The sequence below is a fragment of the Caulobacter sp. GSs2 genome (assembly GCF_058680895.1).
This window is the reverse complement of the sequence record NZ_CM178725.1, coordinates 980,038-997,618: the sequence shown is the minus strand read 5'-3', so window position 1 is coordinate 997,618 and position 17,581 is coordinate 980,038. Positions and strand designations below refer to the sequence as shown.

Sequence of the window (17,581 nt, the reverse complement as noted above, 5' to 3'; positions counted from 1 at the left end):
GGGCTAGGATGACCCAAGGGCAGCGCTTGGCGCGGCCACTTCGGGGACAAGGGCGCGCATCACGGCCGCGATCAGGTTTTCCCGATGGATGGGCTTGGCGACGTGGTCGTTCATGCCCGCCAGTCGGCAGCGCGCGATCTGCTCGGGCATGACGTCGGCGCTCAGGGCGATGATCGGGGTGCTGGCCACAGCGCCGGGCAGGGCCCGGATGGCGCGGGTGGCGGCCAGACCATCCATGATGGGCATGTGGACATCCATCAGGATCAGGTCGAAGCCGCCATCGCGCGCAGAGGCCACGGCCTGGGCGCCATCCTCGGCGGTGGTGACGACGCAACCGGCCAGGGTCAGCAGCGCGTGGCCCAGTTCCCGGTTCATCGGATGATCGTCAACCAGCAGCACGCGAGACGCCCCAGGGATGACCATCTCCAGACTACCGGCGCCGACCGTTTCGGTCGCGTCGACCGGCGTCGCCGGCAGGGTGATCCAGAACCGCGAGCCCTGGTCGGGGACACTCTGAACCCCGATCTGGCCGCCCATCTGGTTGATCAGGGCCTTGCTGATCGCCAGGCCCAGACCCGCGCCGCCATAGCTGCGGCTGATCGAGGTATCGGCCTGGCTGAAGCGCTGGAACAGGCGAGGCTGCACTTCGGATGCGATGCCGATGCCGGTGTCGGCGATCTCGAAGCGTATCGTTCCGGCTGACGGGTCCAGGTCCATGCGCGCCGACACTTCGCCGGCGGCCGTGAACTTCACGGCGTTGGCCAGAAGGTTCAGCAGCACCTGGCCCAGGCGCACCTCATCAAGGGCGAAGACCGCGGGCTTGCCCGTTTCGTCGCCGTGGAGGCTCATTGTGAGCCGAAGGCCCTTGGCCTCTGCCGCAGGCGCAACGATCGCCACGGCGTCGCCCAACAGTCGCGCGGGAGAGGCGGGCGCCAGGTTCAGATCCATTCGGCCCGCCTCGACCTTGGCGAAGTCGAGCAGGTCATTGACGATCCCGGCCAGCGATCGCCCGGCGCGGCCAACTAGGTCCAGCCGCCGCCGGCTCTCGGCCGACAGGCCGGGATCGTCGGCGACCAGGCCGGCAAAGCCCAGTACGCTGTTGAGCGGGGTGCGGATCTCGTGGCTGATCGTCGCCAGGAAGTCGGACTTGGCGGCGTTGGCGGCGATGGCCCGCGCCTGCGCAGCCCGCGCGACGGCCTGGCCGCGCAGCAGCAGGGTCTGCAGCCGGGCTTGGCGGCTGAGCGCCAGGGCCGCGACCATGCAGACTCCATACAGGACGATATGGAACATCAACGCCTGGCGCAGGGGCGGCAGGGCGCTGTCGGGGTCGATGCCGGTCTTGCGGATCACCGCGGGGATTGTGGCCGCCAGGGACGCCGTGACGACCAGGGCCACAGCGCGCGGTCCGCCCCGGAACACCGCCAGCAACGCCGGCGCGAACAGCAGGGACTGCAGGAGCGGTTGGGTGGAAAATACGGCAGCGGCGGTCAGCGCCGCGATCAGAGCCATGGCCGCAGCCTCAAGCGGACGGGCCCGGAATCCCCGCATCAGGCGGGTGTCGAGCAGGATCAGCACGGTGGGCAGGGCCAGGGCCATCCCCAGAACATTGGGCATCGTCCAGTCGTTCCAGCCCGTCCAGAAGGCCTGCCCTCGCAGGACGGCGAGCAGGCCGCTGATGCAAACCGAGGATGCCGCAGTCAGGAGCGCCGAGATCGACACCAGCAGCGTCAGGCTGCGCATGTCACGCACGCGGCCGGGAAGCCGCAGCATGCGCAAGACCGTAGCGATGGCGGCGACCTGGAGCGTGTCGAGGCAGGAGACCAGAAGCAGGTGAGGCAACGGCATGCTGAAGGGCAGCTGGATCAGCACATGCAACAGCAAGGTCAGGCCCAGCAGCGCCCAGCGATCCGAGCGTGGCAGGACCAGAAGCCCCGCGACCACGACCGCGTTGGCCGTCCAGATGGTGGGCAGGCCGCTCGCCGCCTCGGCCAGCAGCAGGCTGTATGCCATGCAGGCGGTGTAGGCGAGCGAGAGGCCCGTTAGCTTTCGCCAGTTGGCCGGCGCCTTGTGGAGATAAATGCTTTTGGGCACGCTACTGTTCTCTGACCGCAGGCCGACCTTACGCAGCACCTCGGATTTTTTGGTTAAGGCGCGATCGCGGCCTGGTGTCGCAACCGCCGGGCCCGATCTAGAGCATTTTCCGATCCGACTGGATCGGTGAAATGCTCTAGTCTTTTGTTTTAACGCATTTTCTGACGACGAACCGGCGCCCACTTCGTCGGAAAATGCTCTAGCCGCCCAGGCCCAAAAGGATGATCGCCGCGAGGAACAGCACCAGGGCGATGGCGCAGAATATCAGCAGCAGAACGGTCCGCCACACCGCCGAGAAAGTCGACAGGCCGTAGGCGCCCTTCAGTTGGGCAAACATGTGGGTGGGCGGCGCCATCAAGGCGATCGGGAGCACGAAGCCGCTGAGCCAGGGCAGTTGGCCAAGCAGGCTCAGTACCATGCTCAACATCGCCATGAAGGTTAGCGAGTAAAGTACAAAGACGCCATGATCATAGAGCGTAAATCCACGCTTCCACAGAAACAGTATCGCCATGAATGGTATGGAGAGTGGTACTAAAAGAAACGAGAATTTGTAGAGAGTCTGCTGAATTTTGTAGAGAGCGAGGTCGGGGTTCGCCAGCTTTTTGAGGATCTTTTTGTTTGTCTCTTTGCTGCCGATGACTTGAATCTTGACGTCCTCTTTCGTCACGGCGTCGCGCATCGAGGCTTGCCAACTGCCAGGCGCCAAACCATCCGGGCGGGGGGCCGCCTTCGCCTCCATTTGCAGCTGTGTCACCCTGTTGCTGGCCTCAGCCAGACCATCGGCGGCCTCGTCGAGATCCTCTGTGGCCTTGGCCAGCAGCGCTTTTGCGTTCGCGGCTTCTGATGGGCTGGCGGTCGCCACGTCCTTCTGAGCTTCGGCGAACTCATTCTTGGCTCGGGCGATCGCTTCGTGGGCGGCGCCGACCGACTGGCGCGCCGCCGTCTCGCTGTCGTGGGTGGCGGCCATCTTGAAGGCTTTGTCGCCGCCAAAGCTCAGGATGAAGAACATCAGAAAAATCGTGAACAGAAACAGGCCCAGCGGCGAAACATACCGCGAACGCTTGCCTTCGACCCATTCGCGCGTCAGTCGGCCGGGATTGCTCACCAGCAGGGGCACGGTGCGCCAGATGCGCCCGTCGAAGTGCATCACCCCGTGCAGCAGTTCCTCGCCCAGATGCAGCAGCGAGCGGTGAACATGGGTCGGCTGGCCGCAATGGGCGCAGAAGTTGCCGCTGACGGTTTGACCGCAATCTGTGCAGGCGCCGGAATGGGCCTCGCCGGCCTTGCCCTCCGGCCTTTCCAGAGCGCCGCCAATCAGGCCGCCGGTGACCGCACCGCCGGCCGCATCCAAGTCCACCATAAGTCCCGCCCCGTTGCCCGCGCTCTGTTTGCCTTGGCAGGGCGCGACCGTCAAAAGATTAGCGGTCGCTCGCGCACGCAGCGATGGTTTTAGCGCCGATCCAGCACCCGGAAGATGAAAGCGTGGTCATCGCCCTCGCTGGCAGGATGCGCTTCGCGCCGAACTTCACGCCAGTCTGACTCGTCGAACTCGGGGAAGGTCACGTCGCCGTCCACCGTGGCGTCGACTTCGGTGATGTAGAGCCGCTTGGCCTTGGGCAGGGCCATTTCGAACAGCGCCCGGCCGCCGATCACGCAGACCTCGTCGACGCCATCGTCCTGGGCCTGTTCGCGGGCCATCTGCACGGCTTCCATGAAGCTCTCGCAGACCACGGCTTTCTCCGACTCGAAGCTGCCGTCGCGCGTCAGCACCAGGTTCATGCGGCCGGGCAGGGGCTTCCTGGGCAGGCTGTCCCAGGTCTTGCGGCCCATGATGATCGGCTTGCCCAGGGTATTGGCCTTGAACAGGGCCAGGTCTGACTTCAATCGCCAGGGCAGATCGCCGTCGCGACCGATGACGCCGTTGGCGGCGCGCGCCACCACGATGGAGAGGATCGGGATCATGGCCCCTGCTTAGCCCCGCCCTATCGCGGACGCCAGCCAAGAGACCTTGCCAGTTATCTGAACGTCGTTAACTTGCGTCCGGGGAGAACCAGCATGACCATATCGACCTTCGAGATGCACATGGCCCGCACCGGCGGTGTCGAGGTTCTGCAGGGGCGCTCCGTCGTGCTGGATCCGCCTGGCCCGGGCGAGGCGCGGGTGGCGATCGAGGCGGCGGGCGTCGCCTTCGCCGACATCGTCATGCGCACCGGGCTCTATCCTGGGGTCAAGGCGCCGGTGACGCCGGGCTATGATCTGGTCGGCCGGATCGAGGCGCTGGGACCGGGGGTCGACGGCCTCGCGGTGGGGCAGCGGGTGGCGGGCCTGACCGTGACCGGCTCCTATGCCGATCGCCGCAATGTCCAGGTCCGCCATCTGGTCGCCGCGCCCGAGGGCGTGGCCGCCGAGGCCCTGGTGGCCGGGGTGCTGAACGGCCTGACGGCCTGGCAGATGTTTCACCGCGTCGCCTCCGCCCAGGCGGGTGAGTGGGTTCTGGTGCACGGCGCCGCAGGCGGTGTCGGCGGCCTGCTGCTGGATCTGGCCCGTCTGGCGGGGGTGCGGGCGATCGGCACGGCCTCGGCAGGCAAGCGCGCCGTGGTCGAGGCCAAGGGCGGGGTCTATGTCGACTATCGCCGGGAGCCCGTCGCCGAGCGAGCCCGCGCCGTCTCAGGTGGCGGTGTGGTCGCGGCCTTTGACCATGTCGGCGGCCCGCACCTGAAGACGGCCTCGATCGCCGCCCTGCGCGATGGCGGTACGGCCGTGCTCTATGGCGGCTACGACGCCACCAAGGGCGGCAAGATGCGGCCTGCGGCGATGATCCGCATGCTGCTGGCGGATCGATTGTCGGCGTTGAAGCTGTTCACGGCCAGCCAGGGTGTGGTCGGCTACAACGTCACCTCATGGCGTGACGCGCGGCCGGACGCCTATCGGCAGGATCTGGCGGCGGTGATGGCCCTGATCGGCGCGGGTCAGCTCAACCCGCAGATCGGCGCGACCTTTCCGCTGGCCGAGGCGGCCAAGGCCCAGGAGCTGCTGCAGTCGGCCGGGGTGGCGGGGAAGATCGTGCTGAAGCCCTAGACCGAAACTTCGGCCTTGATGTGCGGGTGGGCCTCATAGCCCTCCAGCGTGAAGTCCGCGTATTCGAACCCGAACAGGTCGCGCTTGTCGGCGATGGTCAGGGTGGGGAAGGGGAAGGGCTCGCGGGTCAGCTGTTCGCGGGCCTGGTCCAGGTGGTTCAGATACAGGTGAGCGTCGCCGAAGGTGTGGACGAACTCGCCCGGCTCCAGCCCCACCACCTTGGCGACCATCAGGGTCAGCAGGGCGTAGGAGGCGATGTTGAACGGCACGCCCAGGAAGACGTCGGCGCTGCGCTGATAGAGCTGGCAGCTCAGTTTCCCATCCGCGACGAAGAACTGGAACAGGCAGTGGCAGGGCGGCAGGGCCATGTCCTCGACATCGGCCGGGTTCCAGGCTGACACGATATGGCGGCGGCTGTTGGGGTTGGTCTTCAGGCCCTCGATCAGGCTCTGGATCTGGTCGATCGAGCCTCCGTCCGGCGTGGCCCATGAGCGCCACTGCTTGCCATAGACCGGACCCAGATCGCCGTTCTCGTCAGCCCATTCATCCCAGATGCGCACCCCGTTTTCCTTGAGGTACGCGATGTTGGTGTCGCCCTTCAGGAACCACAGCAGCTCGATGAAGATCGAGCGCAGGTGCAGCTTCTTGGTGGTCAGGACCGGGAAGCCCTTCGACAGGTCAAAGCGGATCTGCCGGCCAAACACGCCCAGCGTGCCGGTGCCGGTGCGGTCGCCGCGCTGGACGCCATTTTCCAGGATATCGGCGAGCAGGTTCAGATACTGCCGCTCGGGATGATCGGCGGCAACCTTGGGCGGGGCGAGGACGGCGGTGCTCATGACCTGCAGAGTGGCTGCGAATCGACGGTTTGCACAGTGCGAGGCCGGAATGGTCCACAGCGGTGAAACCATTTTCCCGACCTGACCTCCGCTTTTGTGGGCCCTTAGGCCTTCGCCGCCTTCAGCACGGTCCGTCCCACATCGGCGATCACCGCGTCGCGTTCGGCGTCCGGCGCCGTCGAGCCGCTGAGGAACACCGCCACGGCGAACTGGCGGCCGTCCTTCAGGCGGTAGAGGCCGATATCGTTGCTGGCCGGGGTCATGCCCAGGTCGGTGCGGGCGCTGCCCGTCTTGTGGGCCAGCCTGGCGCCTTCGGGCAAAGCGGCCTTTAGGCGGCCCTGTCCGGTGGTCGTCGCCGTGATGATGGCCAGCAGCCGATCGGTCGAGGCCCTGGAGATCAGCTGACCCGCCTGCAGCGCCGCCAGGAAGCGCACGGCGGCGCCGGGGGTGGCCGTGTCGCGCGGATCGGCCAGATAGTCGGCCATGGCCCGGCGGCGCGTGGCTTCTGGAACGGCCATCATGACCGGTCCATAGGCCGGGCCCCGCCAGTCGGCGCGGAACGAGGCCATGCCCGAAATCTCGGGCTGCAGCTGTCGCTCATAGCGATCGATCCTGAAGTCGTGGATGTTTTTCAGGGTCAGCCAGGCGGTCAGGGCGCCCGGCCCGCCGATCCTGTTGAGCAGCACGTCGGCGGCGGTGTTGTCACTGGTCCCGCTGGCCGCTTCCAGCAACTGCGCGATCGTGTAGTCGGTCCGAGCGGGCCAGGCCTCGGCGATCGGGCTGAAGGGCGGCGACAGGTCGATGTCGCGGATCGTCACCACCTCGTCCAGGCGGAGGCGGCCCTTGTCGACCTCCGACAGCACGGCCGCGCCCAGCGGGGCCTTGAACACGCTCTGCAGCGGAAAGCGCCGCTCGCCGTTGAAGGTCACGGTCTGGCCGGTCTGGGCGTCGCGCACCGCCACGCCCAGCACGCCCGGCGCGGCGCGGTCGGCCAGAGCCTGCAGGCTCTGGGTCAGGGCCTCGACGTCGAACACCGGCTCCAGTTGGCCCAGCATGGGCTCTTGTTCCGGCGTGCAGCCCGCGCTCAGGGCGCCAAGGCAGACGGGGGCGGAAAACAGGAAGGCGCGGCGATGCATGGACGTGTCTCACACGGGCGAAGGCGGCCGTAAACGCGGGTCTGGCCGGTTGGGGACTTGCATCGGAACGCACAGCGGCGGCAAAGGGACGCCATGAGCCAGTCTTTCGCCCCGCCCTGTGTCATCCTCAATGAGCCGCAGATGGCCGAGAACATCGGCGCCGTCGCCCGCGTGATGGCCAATTTCGGTCTGGCCGACCTGCGCCTGGTGCGGCCGCGCGACGGCTGGCCGCAGGAGCGCGCCTGGCCCTCGGCCTCCGGCGCCGACTGGCCGCTGGACAACGCCAAGGTGTTCGACACCCTGGAAGAGGCCATCGGCGACCTGAAACTGGTGTTCGCCACCACCGCCCGCCCGCGCGAGACGCGCCTGCCGGTGCTGACCCCGCGCGAGGCCGCCGCCCAGCTGTCGGACGATGTCGCCCAGGGCCGCGCCGTCGGCCTGCTGTTCGGCGGCGAACGCGCCGGGCTGGAGACCCACGACATCGCCCTGTGCCAGGGCATTGTCAGCATCCCCATCGACGAGCGCTTCCGCTCGCTGAACCTGGCCCAGGCCGTGTCGATCACCGCCTATGAGTGGAAGATGACGGTCGATGACCGTCCGTGGGTCAAGTTCGAGCAGAATGTCGACGACCCTGCCGACCAGTCCAGCCTGCTGGGTCTGTACGGCCAGCTGGAAGACGAGCTGGAAAAGGCCGGCTTTTATCACCCGCCGGAAAAGAAGCCCTCGATGGTCCGCAACCTGCGCGCCCCCCTGGCCCGGGCGCGGCTGACCGAGCAGGAGGTGCGTACCTTCCGCGGCATGGTCACCGCCCTGTCGCGGGGCCGGGGCCGGGTGCTGGCCAAGCTGGCCGAGAAGGCCAAGGTGGCCAAGGGTGAGGGCGAGGGCTAGTCGCGCGCCGTGACCGGGATCACCGCCGATTGATCCATGTCATGGCCGGGCGCGCTCGATGGGGCGACGGGTCGGGTCTCAACCCGTGAATGGAGCCTCACCCATGACCCCTGATGCAAGAACCCTGGTCGTGGTGGCCGATGGCCACCGCGCGCGTCTTCTGGAACAGCCGCGTATCGATGGTCCGCTGCACGATCGTCCCGAATGGCTTTCGGGCCTGAAGGAGCATCACCCCCATTCGCATGGTCCGGTTCCCCATGAAGGCGATCCGCATGACCTGGCCGAGCGGGCCTTCGTGAAGGACCTCGCCCATCGGCTGGAGGGCGTCGCCCGCGAGCAGCCGTTCGACCAGATGATCCTGATCGCCCCGCCCCGCGCCCTGGGCCATCTGCGCGAAGCGCTGTCGCCCAGCCTCGCGCACAAGGTCATCGGCTCCAATCCCCATGAGCGGGTCGACGCCCCGATCATGACGCTTGAGGATGTGGTTCACGGCGTCCGTCGCGACGCGACGGCCTGACATTCTGTCTGTTCCCCTTGGGCCCGGATCCCCGGATCGGCGCCCAAGGGGGCTGACGCCCGTCCCGCAATGGCGCTAACCTCTGTTCAAACAGATGTTGGGGGCGAAGCGTCATGAACCGTCGCGAACTGCTGGCCGTGGCCGGCGCGCTGGGCTTCGCGCCCGGACTGGCCCTGGCCGGCGAAGATCCTTCGGCGACGATCGCCCGGGACGCCTGGCTGTTCGCCTTGCCCTGGATCGAGATGGCCACGACGCGGGCGCGGGTGTTCAAGCGCGGCGCGCAACCCAACCGGATCTATCACCGGCGCAAGCTTTCCGATCACACCGACCGCAGCGTCACGACGCCCAACAACGACACCCTCTATTCGCTGGCCTGGATCGACCTGACCCAAGGGCCGGTGACCCTGACCATCCCGCCCAGCGGCAAGCGCTATGTCTCGGCGGCGATCCTGAACATGTTCACCGACAACGATGCGGTGCTGGGCACGCGGGTCAATGGCGGCGAGGGCGGGGTCTTCACGATCGTCGGTCCGGGGCAGAGCCTTGACGGTGACAGGGTGGTGCGCGTCCTGACCCCTCACGCCTGGGTCCTGGCGCGCACTCTGGTCGACGGCCCGGCCGACATGGCCGCCGCTCGCGCGGTGCAGAACGGCTTCAAGGTCAGCGGACCCAAGGCCGCCAAGCCGCCCGCCTATCTGGAACGCGACGCCGAGCCGGAAGCCTATTTCGCCACCGCGCGGGCCCTGCTGGCCGCAGACCCGCCGCGCGCGGTCGACGCCGCCTTTGTCCAGCGGGCGGCGGGGCTGCTGACCGAAGGCCCGTTCGACGCCGCCGCGATGGCGGCCGGAGTCGCCCAGGCCAAGGCGATCGCCAGGCTGGCTTCGGGGCGCGTGGCCTTCATTAACGGCTGGTCCTATCCCAAGCCCAATCTGGGCTTTCACGGCGTCGACTATGGCTATCGCGCCATTGTCGCCCTGCAGGGCCTGGGCGCCTTGCCGGTCGCCGAGGCCATGTACATGAAGGCGGCGGGCGAAAATGACACCGGCCTCTATGACGGCGACGGTCTCTATCGCTTGACCCTGCCGGCCCAGCTGCCGCTGGACGGCTTCTGGTCGCTGTCGATGTATGAGGCCACGCCCGACGGCCAGTACTTCTTCACCGACAACCCCATCGACCGCTATGCCATCGGCGACCGCACGCCGAGCCTGAAGCGCCAGGCCGATGGAACCCTGGATCTGTGGATCAGCCGCACCGACCCGGGCGGCGATCGCTCGGCCAACTGGCTGCCCGCGCCCAAGTCGGGACCGTTCTCGATGACCCTGCGGACCTATCTGCCCCGGGCCGAGCTGCTGAGCGGCCAGTTCCGCTTCGCCCCGATCGTGAAGGTCTAGGCCATGAGCGACCTGCGCGCCGCCGCCGCCGAGGCGTTCCTCTACACCCTGCCGCTGATCGAGATCGCCGCCGTCCGGGCCCGCGGCCTGGCGGTGGGATCGCCGATGAACGCCTTCGCCTCGATGCGCAACCTGGCCGACCATCGCGCCCGGGCGGTGACGACGCCCAACAACGACACCTTCTACGCCACCGCCCAGCTGGACCTGTCGGAAGGCCCGCTGACCCTGACCGTGCCGGCCTCGGGCGAGCGCTATGTGTCGCTGCAGCTGATGGACGCCTGGTCCAACAGCTTTGCGGTGCTGGGCACGCGGACCACGGGTCCCGACGGCGGCATCTTCAGCCTGGTGGGCCCCGGCGACGCGGCCACCGTCGGGCCCGGCGTGATCCGCGCGCCCACCCGCCATGTCTGGGCCCTGGCCCGCATCCTGGTGACAGGCCCTGAGGATCTGGAGGCCGCGCGCCTCGTACAGGCCGGCTTCACCGTCCAGGGCCCGGCCGCGCCGCCGGTCGCCGACTACGCCCGCCGCAGCGATGCCTGGCCGGCTTATTTCGCTAGCGCCGACCTGCTGATGAGCCAGAACCCGCCGCCGGCCAGCGACGTGGCTCTGCTGCGCCGCATCGCGCCGCTCGGGCTTGGAACTGGACGGTTCGACCCGGCGGCCTTCACGGCTGACGAGGCCGAGGCGATCGCCGCCGGACTGGAAGACGGGCGCCGGGCAGCCCGCTCGGGCGGCGGACTGTCGGGCGAGGGCTTCATCGAGGGCTGGGCCTATCCGCGCGCCAAGCTGGGCGACTTTGGTCAGGACTACAGTCTGCGCGCCGCCGTCGCCCTGGGCGGACTGGCCGCCCTGCCGCTGGTCGAGGCCACCTATCTGCGCGCCGGCCATCAGGGGCAGGGCCTGTTCGACGGGACCCGGAACTGGCGACTGCATATCCCGGCCGACAGACCCATTCCGGTCGACTCGTTCTGGTCGCTGAGCCTCTATGAGGCCACGCCCGAGAAGCAGTTCTTCTTCACCGAAAATCCGATCAACCGCTACGCCATCGGCGACCGCACGCCGGGTCTGGTCTGGAACGCCGACGGCTCGCTGGACCTGTGGATCGGTCATGCCGAGCCGGACGCCGAACGGGTGAGCAACTGGCTGCCCGCGCCGGCCGGACCCTTCGCCCTGTTCATGCGCGCTTACCTGCCGCAGCCACAATTGCTAGACGGTGGCTACCGCCTGCCCCCTGTCGAGGAGATCTGAGTCGTGAAGACCCGCGCCGCCGTAGCCTTCGCCGCCAAGCAACCGCTCGAGATCGTCGAGGTCGACCTGGAAGGTCCCAAGGCAGGCGAGGTGCTGATCGAGATCAAGGCCACCGGCGTCTGTCACACCGACGCCTATACGCTGGACGGCCTGGACAGCGAGGGCCTGTTCCCCTCGATCCTGGGCCATGAAGGCGCCGGCGTGGTGGTCGAGGTCGGGGCTGGCGTCACCAGCCTGGCGGTGGGCGACCACGTGATCCCGCTGTACACGCCCGAATGTCGCCAGTGCAAAAGCTGCCTTTCCGGCAAGACCAATCTCTGCACGGCCATTCGCGCCACCCAGGGCAAGGGCCTGATGCCCGATGGCACCAGCCGCTTCTCCTACAAGGGCCAGACCATCCACCACTATATGGGCTGCTCGACCTTCTCGAACTACACGGTCCTGCCCGAGATCGCGGTGGCCCGGATCCGCAAGGACGCGCCGTTCAAGTCGGCCTGCTACTGCGGCTGCGGCGTCACCACGGGCGTCGGCGCGGCGATCAACACCGCCAAGGTCAAGCCCGGCGACAATGTCATCGTCTTTGGCCTGGGCGGTATCGGCCTGAACGTGCTGCAGGGCGCCCGGCTGGCCGGCGCCAACATGATCGTCGGCGTCGACATCAATCCCGCCCGCGAGGACTGGGGCCGCAAGTTCGGTATGACCCACTTCGTCAATCCCAAGACCATCGACGGCGACATCGTCGCCCATCTGGTGGCCCTGACCGACGGCGGCGCCGATTTCACCTTCGACGCCACGGGCAACACCACGGTGATGCGCCAGGCGCTGGAAGCCTGCCATCGCGGCTGGGGCGAAAGCATCATCATCGGCGTGGCCGAGGCGGGGAAGGAAATCTCGACCCGTCCGTTCCAGCTGGTCACCGGCCGGGTCTGGCGGGGCACGGCCTTCGGCGGCGCGCGCGGCCGCACCGACACGCCCAAGATCGTCGACTGGTACATGGACGGCAAGATCCAGATCGACCCGATGATCACCCACGTCCTGCCCCTGGAGCGCATCAACGAGGCGTTCGACCTGATGCACGCTGGCGAGAGCATCCGGACGGTTATTGAGTTCTAGTTCCATGACCGTCGAAATCACCGCCACCCACCGCCTGCACGACGGAACCCTGCGCTACTGCAAGCACGCCAGCGCCAGCACCGGCACGCCGATGAAGTTCACGGTGTGGGTTCCGGACGGGGAGGGGCCGTTCCCCTATCTCGTCTGGCTGTCGGGCCTGACCTGCACGGAAGACAACTTCACCACCAAGTCGGGCGTCTATGAACACGCCGCCCGGTTCGGGATCGCCATCGTCGCGCCCGACACCTCGCCGCGCGGGGACGGCGTGGCCGACGATCCGGCCTATGATCTGGGGCAGGGGGCGGGCTTCTATGTCGACGCCACGCAAGCGCCGTGGGCGCCGCACTTCCAGATGTATTCCTACGTGACGAAAGACCTGCTGGAGGCCGTCGACGGCGCCTTCGCGCTGGACGCAGGCCGGCGCGGGATCTTCGGCCACTCGATGGGCGGCCACGGGGCCCTGACCATCGCCCTGCGCAACCCTGATCTGTTCCAGTCGGTCAGCGCCTTCTCGCCCATCGTCTCGCCGCTGAACTGCCCGTGGGGCGACAAGGCGATGACCGCCTATCTGGGCGAGGACCGCGCCAAGTGGCGGGCGCACGATGCCTGCGCCCTGATCGAGGATGGGGCAGGGGCCAGCTTCGACGATATCCTGATCGAACAGGGCCTGGCCGACAGCTTCCTGGAAAACCAGCTGAAGCCCGAATTGATCGAAGCCGCCGCCGCGAAAGCCGGCCGTAAGGTCTCGGTGCGGCGGCAGGAGGGCTACGACCACAGCTACTTCTTCATCACGTCGTTCATTGGCGAGCACCTGGCCTGGCACGCGCAAAGGCTGTAATTTCGCGAGCTGCCCGTGTCGCTGATCACAGCTGTGGTAGTCTCACGCCATGGTCCGTGAGCCCTCGATCTTTGACGACCTTGACGCCGCCGTCGAAGAGGCTGCGGACGCCGAAGGCTTGGCTGACATCGTCGCAGGTCGGGTTGTTCCCAATGCCGAGGTTTCGGCTTGGCTTGAGACCTGGGGGGGCGCCAGACGAAAAGCCCATGCCAGTGTCGTGGCTGAACTAGTCTGATCGCGTCCGGCGCTTTCCGATCACAACGGTTGTCATCCCGGACAAGCGCGAAGCGCGCAGATCCGGGACCGACGCCTGAACTCTGCGCTTCCGGCGGTCCCGGATCGGCGCCCGGCTTCGCCGAGCTTGTCCGGGATGACAGATTTTTTGGCTGTGAATCCACAAGCTGGTGATCATTTCGCCCTACATCATCCGCTATCAGGTCATGGGCGACAGGGTGACCGTCATCCGCATCCGGCACGCGGCCCGGTCGTGAACTTTCGGTAATTCATCCACGGTTCAGGCGGCGACGGCTCATCTGGCTCCACGGTCAAGTTTCGACCGGTGGGGACCTATCACCATGAAATTCGCTTCGCTTGCCGCCGTCGTCGCGCTGGCTTTCACGACTTCGGCCTGTGTGATCATCGACGCCGACGATCACCCCGACACCTCGGTCAACATCACCAAGACCGACCTGGAGCCGATCCACGGCGCAACCATCGACAAGGGCGATCTGGTGATCCGGGTGTCGTCCAACGGCTGCACCAACGCCGCCGACTTCGCCGTCGAGAGCAACCGCCGCGACGGCTCGGCGAGCTTCGCCTTCACCCGCAAGCGGCCTGACCTGTGCCGCGCCCTGATGGCCGAGGGCGTCGACCTGCGCTTCCCGCTGGACGCCTATGGCGTGGACCGGGGCAGCAAGGTGCGGGTGCGCAATCCGCTCGTGCGGCCCTAGGTGATTTCGGAGGGGCGGCGCGAGTTGACTCCCCGCCGCCCCTCCGTCATAAACCGCGCCTTCCCGCCGCCGGCTCGCCGTGCGGTGTGGAATCATATGACGGACTGATGCGACGCCGCCGTTGAGATCGCGCCTCTACTAATTGAGGCGCCGGCCCGGATCGAACTGAAGAGCTACACATGTCCAAGCGCCATAGCGCCAAGTACAAGATCGATCGCCGTATGGGCGAAAACCTCTGGGGCCGGCCCAAGTCGCCGGTCAACCAGCGGTCCTACGGCCCCGGCCAGCACGGCCAGCGCCGCAAGCAGAAGGTTTCCGACTTTGGTCTGCAGCTGCGCGCCAAGCAAAAGCTGAAGGGCTACTACGGCAACCTGACCGAGAAGCAATTCTCGCGCACCTACGAGGAAGCCGCCCGCCGCAAGGGCAACACCTCGGAAAACCTCATCTCGCTGCTCGAGTCGCGCCTGGACGCCATCGTCTATCGCGCCAAGTTCGTGCCGACCGTGTTCGCCGCCCGCCAGTTCGTGAACCACGGCCACGTGACCGTGAACGGCAAGCGCGTCAACATCGCTTCGTACCGCTGCAAGGCCGGCGACGTCATCGCCGTCCGTGAGCGTTCGCGCAACATGGCCCTGGTGCTGGAAGCCGTCGTGTCGGCCGAACGCGACTTCGCCGAATACATCACCGTCGACGTCAAGGGCCTGTCGGCCACCTTCGTCCGCGCTCCGGAACTGTCGGAAGTGCCGTACCCGGTGAAGATGGAACCTAACCTCGTCGTCGAATTCTACGCTTCGTAAGAAGCCTCGACCTCGAAGAGATACTTTAAAGGCCCCGGAGCGATCCGGGGCCTTTTTTGCTTCCCGCTGGGGGAGCTGTCGGCAGAGCGACTGAAGGTGGCCATCGCCGCCGCCTCCGATCGCCCTGCAAGCCCAGCCTCACATCCCCACGAGAGGGACGCGCATTCACCCCGCGAATCCGCCCTCATCCAGAAACGCCTGTTCCTCGGGTGTCGTCTCGCGGCCCAGGGCGGCGTTGCGGTGGGGGAAGCGGCCGAAGCGGGCGATGATATCCCGATGCTCCAACGCCCACTTGATGGTGTTCTCGTCGCCGCTGTCGGCCTGTAGGGCGGCGCACAGCTCGACGCTCAATTCCTGGTCGGCCAGGGATTCGGAATGCTCGAACGGCAGGTAGAAGAACGGCCGCAGCTGCGCGTCGACGGCCTGATCGTGACCATCGGCCAGCGCTGCGCGGGCGAACATGCGGGCCAGGGGATCGGTGGCGAAGGCGTGGGCGGTATTGCGGTAAAGATTGCGCGGGAACTGGTCCAGCAGGATCAGGAGGGCCAGTGCGCCTTCGGGGCTCTGCGCCCATGTGTCGTAACGGCGTTGGGCGGCTCTATAGTGGGTTTGCTCGAACCTCAGGGCGATCATGGAATCAAACGCCGCGTCCTTGGCGAACCATTTTTTGGGACCGGCCGAACGCCAGAAGCCGATGACATCCATGGGGTGAGCGGGCATCTGAAGTCCTGGGATATCCGTTCAAACGCGGTTCATCCGCGACAGCCGATGTTGCTATCAAGGGACAAAGCCGGGGCCGCGCACAAGGCCCCTTGGAGCACGAAATGAAGCGTCTGATCTCGACCGCCATGGCCTTGTCGCTGCTGGGCGGCGCGGCGGCGGAAGCCGGGTCCGCTGCGGCGGTGGTCGCCCAGCGCGAACAGCGGCAGGACGGCCCGCGCGGTGATCGCGGTGGCGGCGACCGGGGCGGCGGCCGTCAAGGCGGCGAGCGCCAGGGCGGTCAGGAGCAGGGCCAGCCGCGCGGTGACCGTGGCGACCGCAGCGATCGCGGTGGCGGTCGGCCCGACTGGAACGGCGGCGGCGGCGCTCGCCCCGCGCCCCAGGCGCCGACGCCCCCGCAGGCTTCGACCCCGCCGCAGGCGCAACAGCCGGGCGGCCGGCCAGACTGGAATCGCGGCGACCGTGGCGGTCGCCCGGATCGTGGCGGCGAGGATCGGGGCCAGGGTCGTGGCGACCAGGGCCGTCCCGATCAGGGGCGCGGCGAACAGGGCCGGCCCGGCGGCGGTGACAATCGCGGCGGTCAGGACTGGAACCGTGGCGGTCAGGACCGCAACGGCGGCTGGGATCGCGGTCGTGACGACCGTGGCCGTGACGACAGAGGCCGCGACGGCCGTGGCCGTGACGACAGGGGCGGATACGACCGGGGCGGCTACGACCGTGGCCGGCCGGGGCAGGGCGGGCACTATCGCGACCGCGACAATGGCCGCTCGCACTATGACCAGCGCCGCTATCGGCCCAGCTTCCAGCCCTCGCAACGCTACCGGGCCGGCGCCTATCGCGCGCCGCGCGGCTGGTACGTCCATAGCTGGTCGTTCGGCGACTATCTGCCGGGTGGCTGGTATTCGACCTCGTACTATCTGGACTGGTACCGCTATGGCCTGCCCAACCCGCCCATCGGCTGCGAATGGGTCCGGGTCGGCGACAACGCCATCCTGGTCGACGTCTGGTCCGGCCAGGTGCTGAGCGTCTATTACGACCTGTTCTGGTAGATCGCGCGCTTACAAAAATAGAAGCCCGGGCCGGATCGGCCCGGGCTTTTTCGTCTGCGATGCCAATGGTGGTCGGCCGACCATGGACCTTGCCCAGAAGTCTGGTCGCAACCTTAGCCGACGGCCAGCAACTGTGTTCTGACGCCCAGTTCCAGCGCCGCGAGCGCCAGGCGTTTGTCCAGGGTCACCAGCAGATGATCCTCCCGGCGGCAGGCGGCGGCGTGCAGCGCGTCGGGCGCGCGAAGCATCAGGTCGAAGCGCCGGACGAAGACATTGGCCAGGCGCACATCGGAGGCCTGAAGGTCCAGATCATGAGCGCTGGCGGCGCGCCAGGCGTCAAAGTCGCTTAGCCTACGACTGGCGTCATCCTGATCCAGCAGGCCGGTTCGCACGAGCCGTGACAAGGCCGAGGCGACTTCGGCGGCGGCGAACTCGCTGATGATCAGGTCATCCTCAAGGCTACCGATGAACGCATCGACGACCGCGCTGGCGGCCTCCTGAATCAAGGTCGGCAGTATGACGCTGGCGTCGAGATAGACGCTCAAGCGTCCGGGTCCTCATAGAGTTGGTTGAGCAGTTCCACCGAGCTCAAGCCGACGGGCTTGCGGGCCTGACGGCGCGCTTGCAGCCAGGCATAGGTCGCCGATGGTGTTCCGCGCGAGGCGGGGGCCAGGGGGCGCAATTCGGCGACGGGCTTTCCATGCCGCGAGATGATCACCTCTTCCCCTTCAAGGGCGCGGTCGATCAGTCGCGGAAGGCCACTCTTGGCATCGGCTACGCTGTAGGTGCTCATAGGACCTCCAAGAATGACCATAATTATAGTCACAATGCCGCAGGTCGCAAGGCGCGCGTTCAACCGTTGTGCGGCGTGGTCCCATCGGGCGCGTGACGCGGCTCTTGACCTTCATCCGCGCGTCTCTGGAAATCCT

18 protein-coding genes and 1 pseudogene are annotated in these 17,581 nt (G+C 67.3%); 11 read left to right on the top strand and 8 right to left on the bottom strand.

Annotated elements, in window-relative coordinates:
• Window positions 1-3: 3 nt before the first annotated feature.
• The 3 genes from ACW17Z_RS04930 to ACW17Z_RS04920 form a co-directional block, all read right to left on the bottom strand.
• A complete protein-coding gene (locus tag ACW17Z_RS04930) occupies window positions 4-2,091 on the bottom strand; it encodes an ATP-binding protein (RefSeq protein WP_492057798.1) in 2,088 nt (695 codons plus the stop codon).
• A 199-nt stretch (window positions 2,092-2,290) separates the two neighbouring features.
• Window positions 2,291-3,451 (bottom strand): DUF3667 domain-containing protein, encoded by a 1,161-nt coding sequence (locus tag ACW17Z_RS04925; protein WP_492057796.1) that lies wholly within the window; start codon window positions 3,449-3,451, stop codon window positions 2,291-2,293.
• 89 nt (window positions 3,452-3,540) lie between these two features.
• Window positions 3,541-4,053: a dihydrofolate reductase gene (locus ACW17Z_RS04920; RefSeq protein WP_492057794.1), complete on the bottom strand. Its 513-nt coding sequence runs from the start codon at window positions 4,051-4,053 to the stop codon at window positions 3,541-3,543.
• 93 nt (window positions 4,054-4,146) lie between these two features.
• Between ACW17Z_RS04920 and ACW17Z_RS04915 the strand changes: the two genes are divergently transcribed.
• Window positions 4,147-5,169, top strand: a complete 1,023-nt coding sequence (locus ACW17Z_RS04915; protein WP_492057793.1) for a zinc-binding dehydrogenase — start codon at window positions 4,147-4,149, stop codon at window positions 5,167-5,169.
• On the opposite strand, the gene ACW17Z_RS04910 is transcribed toward ACW17Z_RS04915, so the two are convergent.
• Both ACW17Z_RS04910 and bla read right to left on the bottom strand, forming a co-directional pair.
• The gene (locus ACW17Z_RS04910; RefSeq protein WP_492057791.1) at window positions 5,166-6,005 is read right to left on the bottom strand and encodes a thymidylate synthase; all 840 of its coding nucleotides are present in this window, start codon (window positions 6,003-6,005) and stop codon (window positions 5,166-5,168) included. The genes ACW17Z_RS04915 and ACW17Z_RS04910 overlap by 4 nt on opposite strands.
• A gap of 104 nt (window positions 6,006-6,109) precedes the next feature.
• Window positions 6,110-7,141, bottom strand: coding sequence for a class A beta-lactamase (gene bla, locus ACW17Z_RS04905; RefSeq protein ID WP_492057789.1), 1,032 nt, complete (start codon window positions 7,139-7,141; stop codon window positions 6,110-6,112).
• A 93-nt stretch (window positions 7,142-7,234) separates the two neighbouring features.
• Between bla and ACW17Z_RS04900 the strand changes: the two genes are divergently transcribed.
• From ACW17Z_RS04900 to rpsD, 9 genes and pseudogenes are all read left to right on the top strand, one after another.
• On the top strand, window positions 7,235-8,029 hold the full coding sequence (locus ACW17Z_RS04900; RefSeq protein WP_492057788.1) for an RNA methyltransferase: 795 nt from the start codon (window positions 7,235-7,237) through the stop codon (window positions 8,027-8,029).
• 103 nt (window positions 8,030-8,132) lie between these two features.
• Window positions 8,133-8,546 carry a host attachment protein gene (locus ACW17Z_RS04895; protein ID WP_492057786.1) on the top strand — a complete coding sequence of 138 codons (414 nt, stop codon included), beginning with the start codon at window positions 8,133-8,135 and terminating at the stop codon, window positions 8,544-8,546.
• A 113-nt stretch (window positions 8,547-8,659) separates the two neighbouring features.
• On the top strand, window positions 8,660-9,937 hold the full coding sequence (locus ACW17Z_RS04890) for a DUF1254 domain-containing protein (RefSeq protein ID WP_492057785.1): 1,278 nt from the start codon (window positions 8,660-8,662) through the stop codon (window positions 9,935-9,937).
• A gap of 3 nt (window positions 9,938-9,940) precedes the next feature.
• Complete coding sequence (locus tag ACW17Z_RS04885) at window positions 9,941-11,185, top strand: DUF1254 domain-containing protein (protein WP_492057784.1); 1,245 nt, start codon at window positions 9,941-9,943, stop codon at window positions 11,183-11,185.
• 3 nt (window positions 11,186-11,188) lie between these two features.
• Window positions 11,189-12,298, top strand: a complete 1,110-nt coding sequence (locus tag ACW17Z_RS04880; protein ID WP_419317663.1) for an S-(hydroxymethyl)glutathione dehydrogenase/class III alcohol dehydrogenase — start codon at window positions 11,189-11,191, stop codon at window positions 12,296-12,298.
• 4 nt (window positions 12,299-12,302) lie between these two features.
• On the top strand, window positions 12,303-13,136 hold the full coding sequence (fghA, locus tag ACW17Z_RS04875; RefSeq protein ID WP_492057783.1) for an S-formylglutathione hydrolase: 834 nt from the start codon (window positions 12,303-12,305) through the stop codon (window positions 13,134-13,136).
• 49 nt (window positions 13,137-13,185) lie between these two features.
• A pseudogene (locus ACW17Z_RS04870) lies at window positions 13,186-13,366 on the top strand (antitoxin).
• Window positions 13,367-13,711: 345 nt separating this feature from the next.
• Complete coding sequence (locus ACW17Z_RS04865; protein WP_492057782.1) at window positions 13,712-14,086, top strand: hypothetical protein; 375 nt, start codon at window positions 13,712-13,714, stop codon at window positions 14,084-14,086.
• Window positions 14,087-14,265: 179 nt separating this feature from the next.
• Window positions 14,266-14,883, top strand: coding sequence for a 30S ribosomal protein S4 (gene rpsD / locus ACW17Z_RS04860; RefSeq protein WP_419254777.1), 618 nt, complete (start codon window positions 14,266-14,268; stop codon window positions 14,881-14,883).
• Window positions 14,884-15,048: 165 nt separating this feature from the next.
• Here the strand turns inward: rpsD and ACW17Z_RS04855 are convergent, their stop codons facing one another.
• Window positions 15,049-15,603 (bottom strand): DUF924 family protein, encoded by a 555-nt coding sequence (locus tag ACW17Z_RS04855; protein ID WP_492057780.1) that lies wholly within the window; start codon window positions 15,601-15,603, stop codon window positions 15,049-15,051.
• Between the two features lie 104 nt (window positions 15,604-15,707).
• Here ACW17Z_RS04855 and ACW17Z_RS04850 point away from each other — a divergent pair, with 104 nt between their 5' ends.
• A complete protein-coding gene (locus tag ACW17Z_RS04850) occupies window positions 15,708-16,652 on the top strand; it encodes an RcnB family protein (RefSeq protein WP_492057779.1) in 945 nt (314 codons plus the stop codon).
• A 113-nt stretch (window positions 16,653-16,765) separates the two neighbouring features.
• On the opposite strand, the gene ACW17Z_RS04845 is transcribed toward ACW17Z_RS04850, so the two are convergent.
• Both ACW17Z_RS04845 and ACW17Z_RS04840 read right to left on the bottom strand, forming a co-directional pair.
• On the bottom strand, window positions 16,766-17,197 hold the full coding sequence (locus tag ACW17Z_RS04845; protein WP_492057777.1) for a type II toxin-antitoxin system VapC family toxin: 432 nt from the start codon (window positions 17,195-17,197) through the stop codon (window positions 16,766-16,768).
• The gene (locus ACW17Z_RS04840) at window positions 17,194-17,445 is read right to left on the bottom strand and encodes a type II toxin-antitoxin system Phd/YefM family antitoxin (protein WP_492057775.1); all 252 of its coding nucleotides are present in this window, start codon (window positions 17,443-17,445) and stop codon (window positions 17,194-17,196) included. The genes ACW17Z_RS04845 and ACW17Z_RS04840 overlap by 4 nt, the downstream gene beginning before the upstream one ends.
• Between the last annotated feature and the right edge of the window lie 136 nt (window positions 17,446-17,581).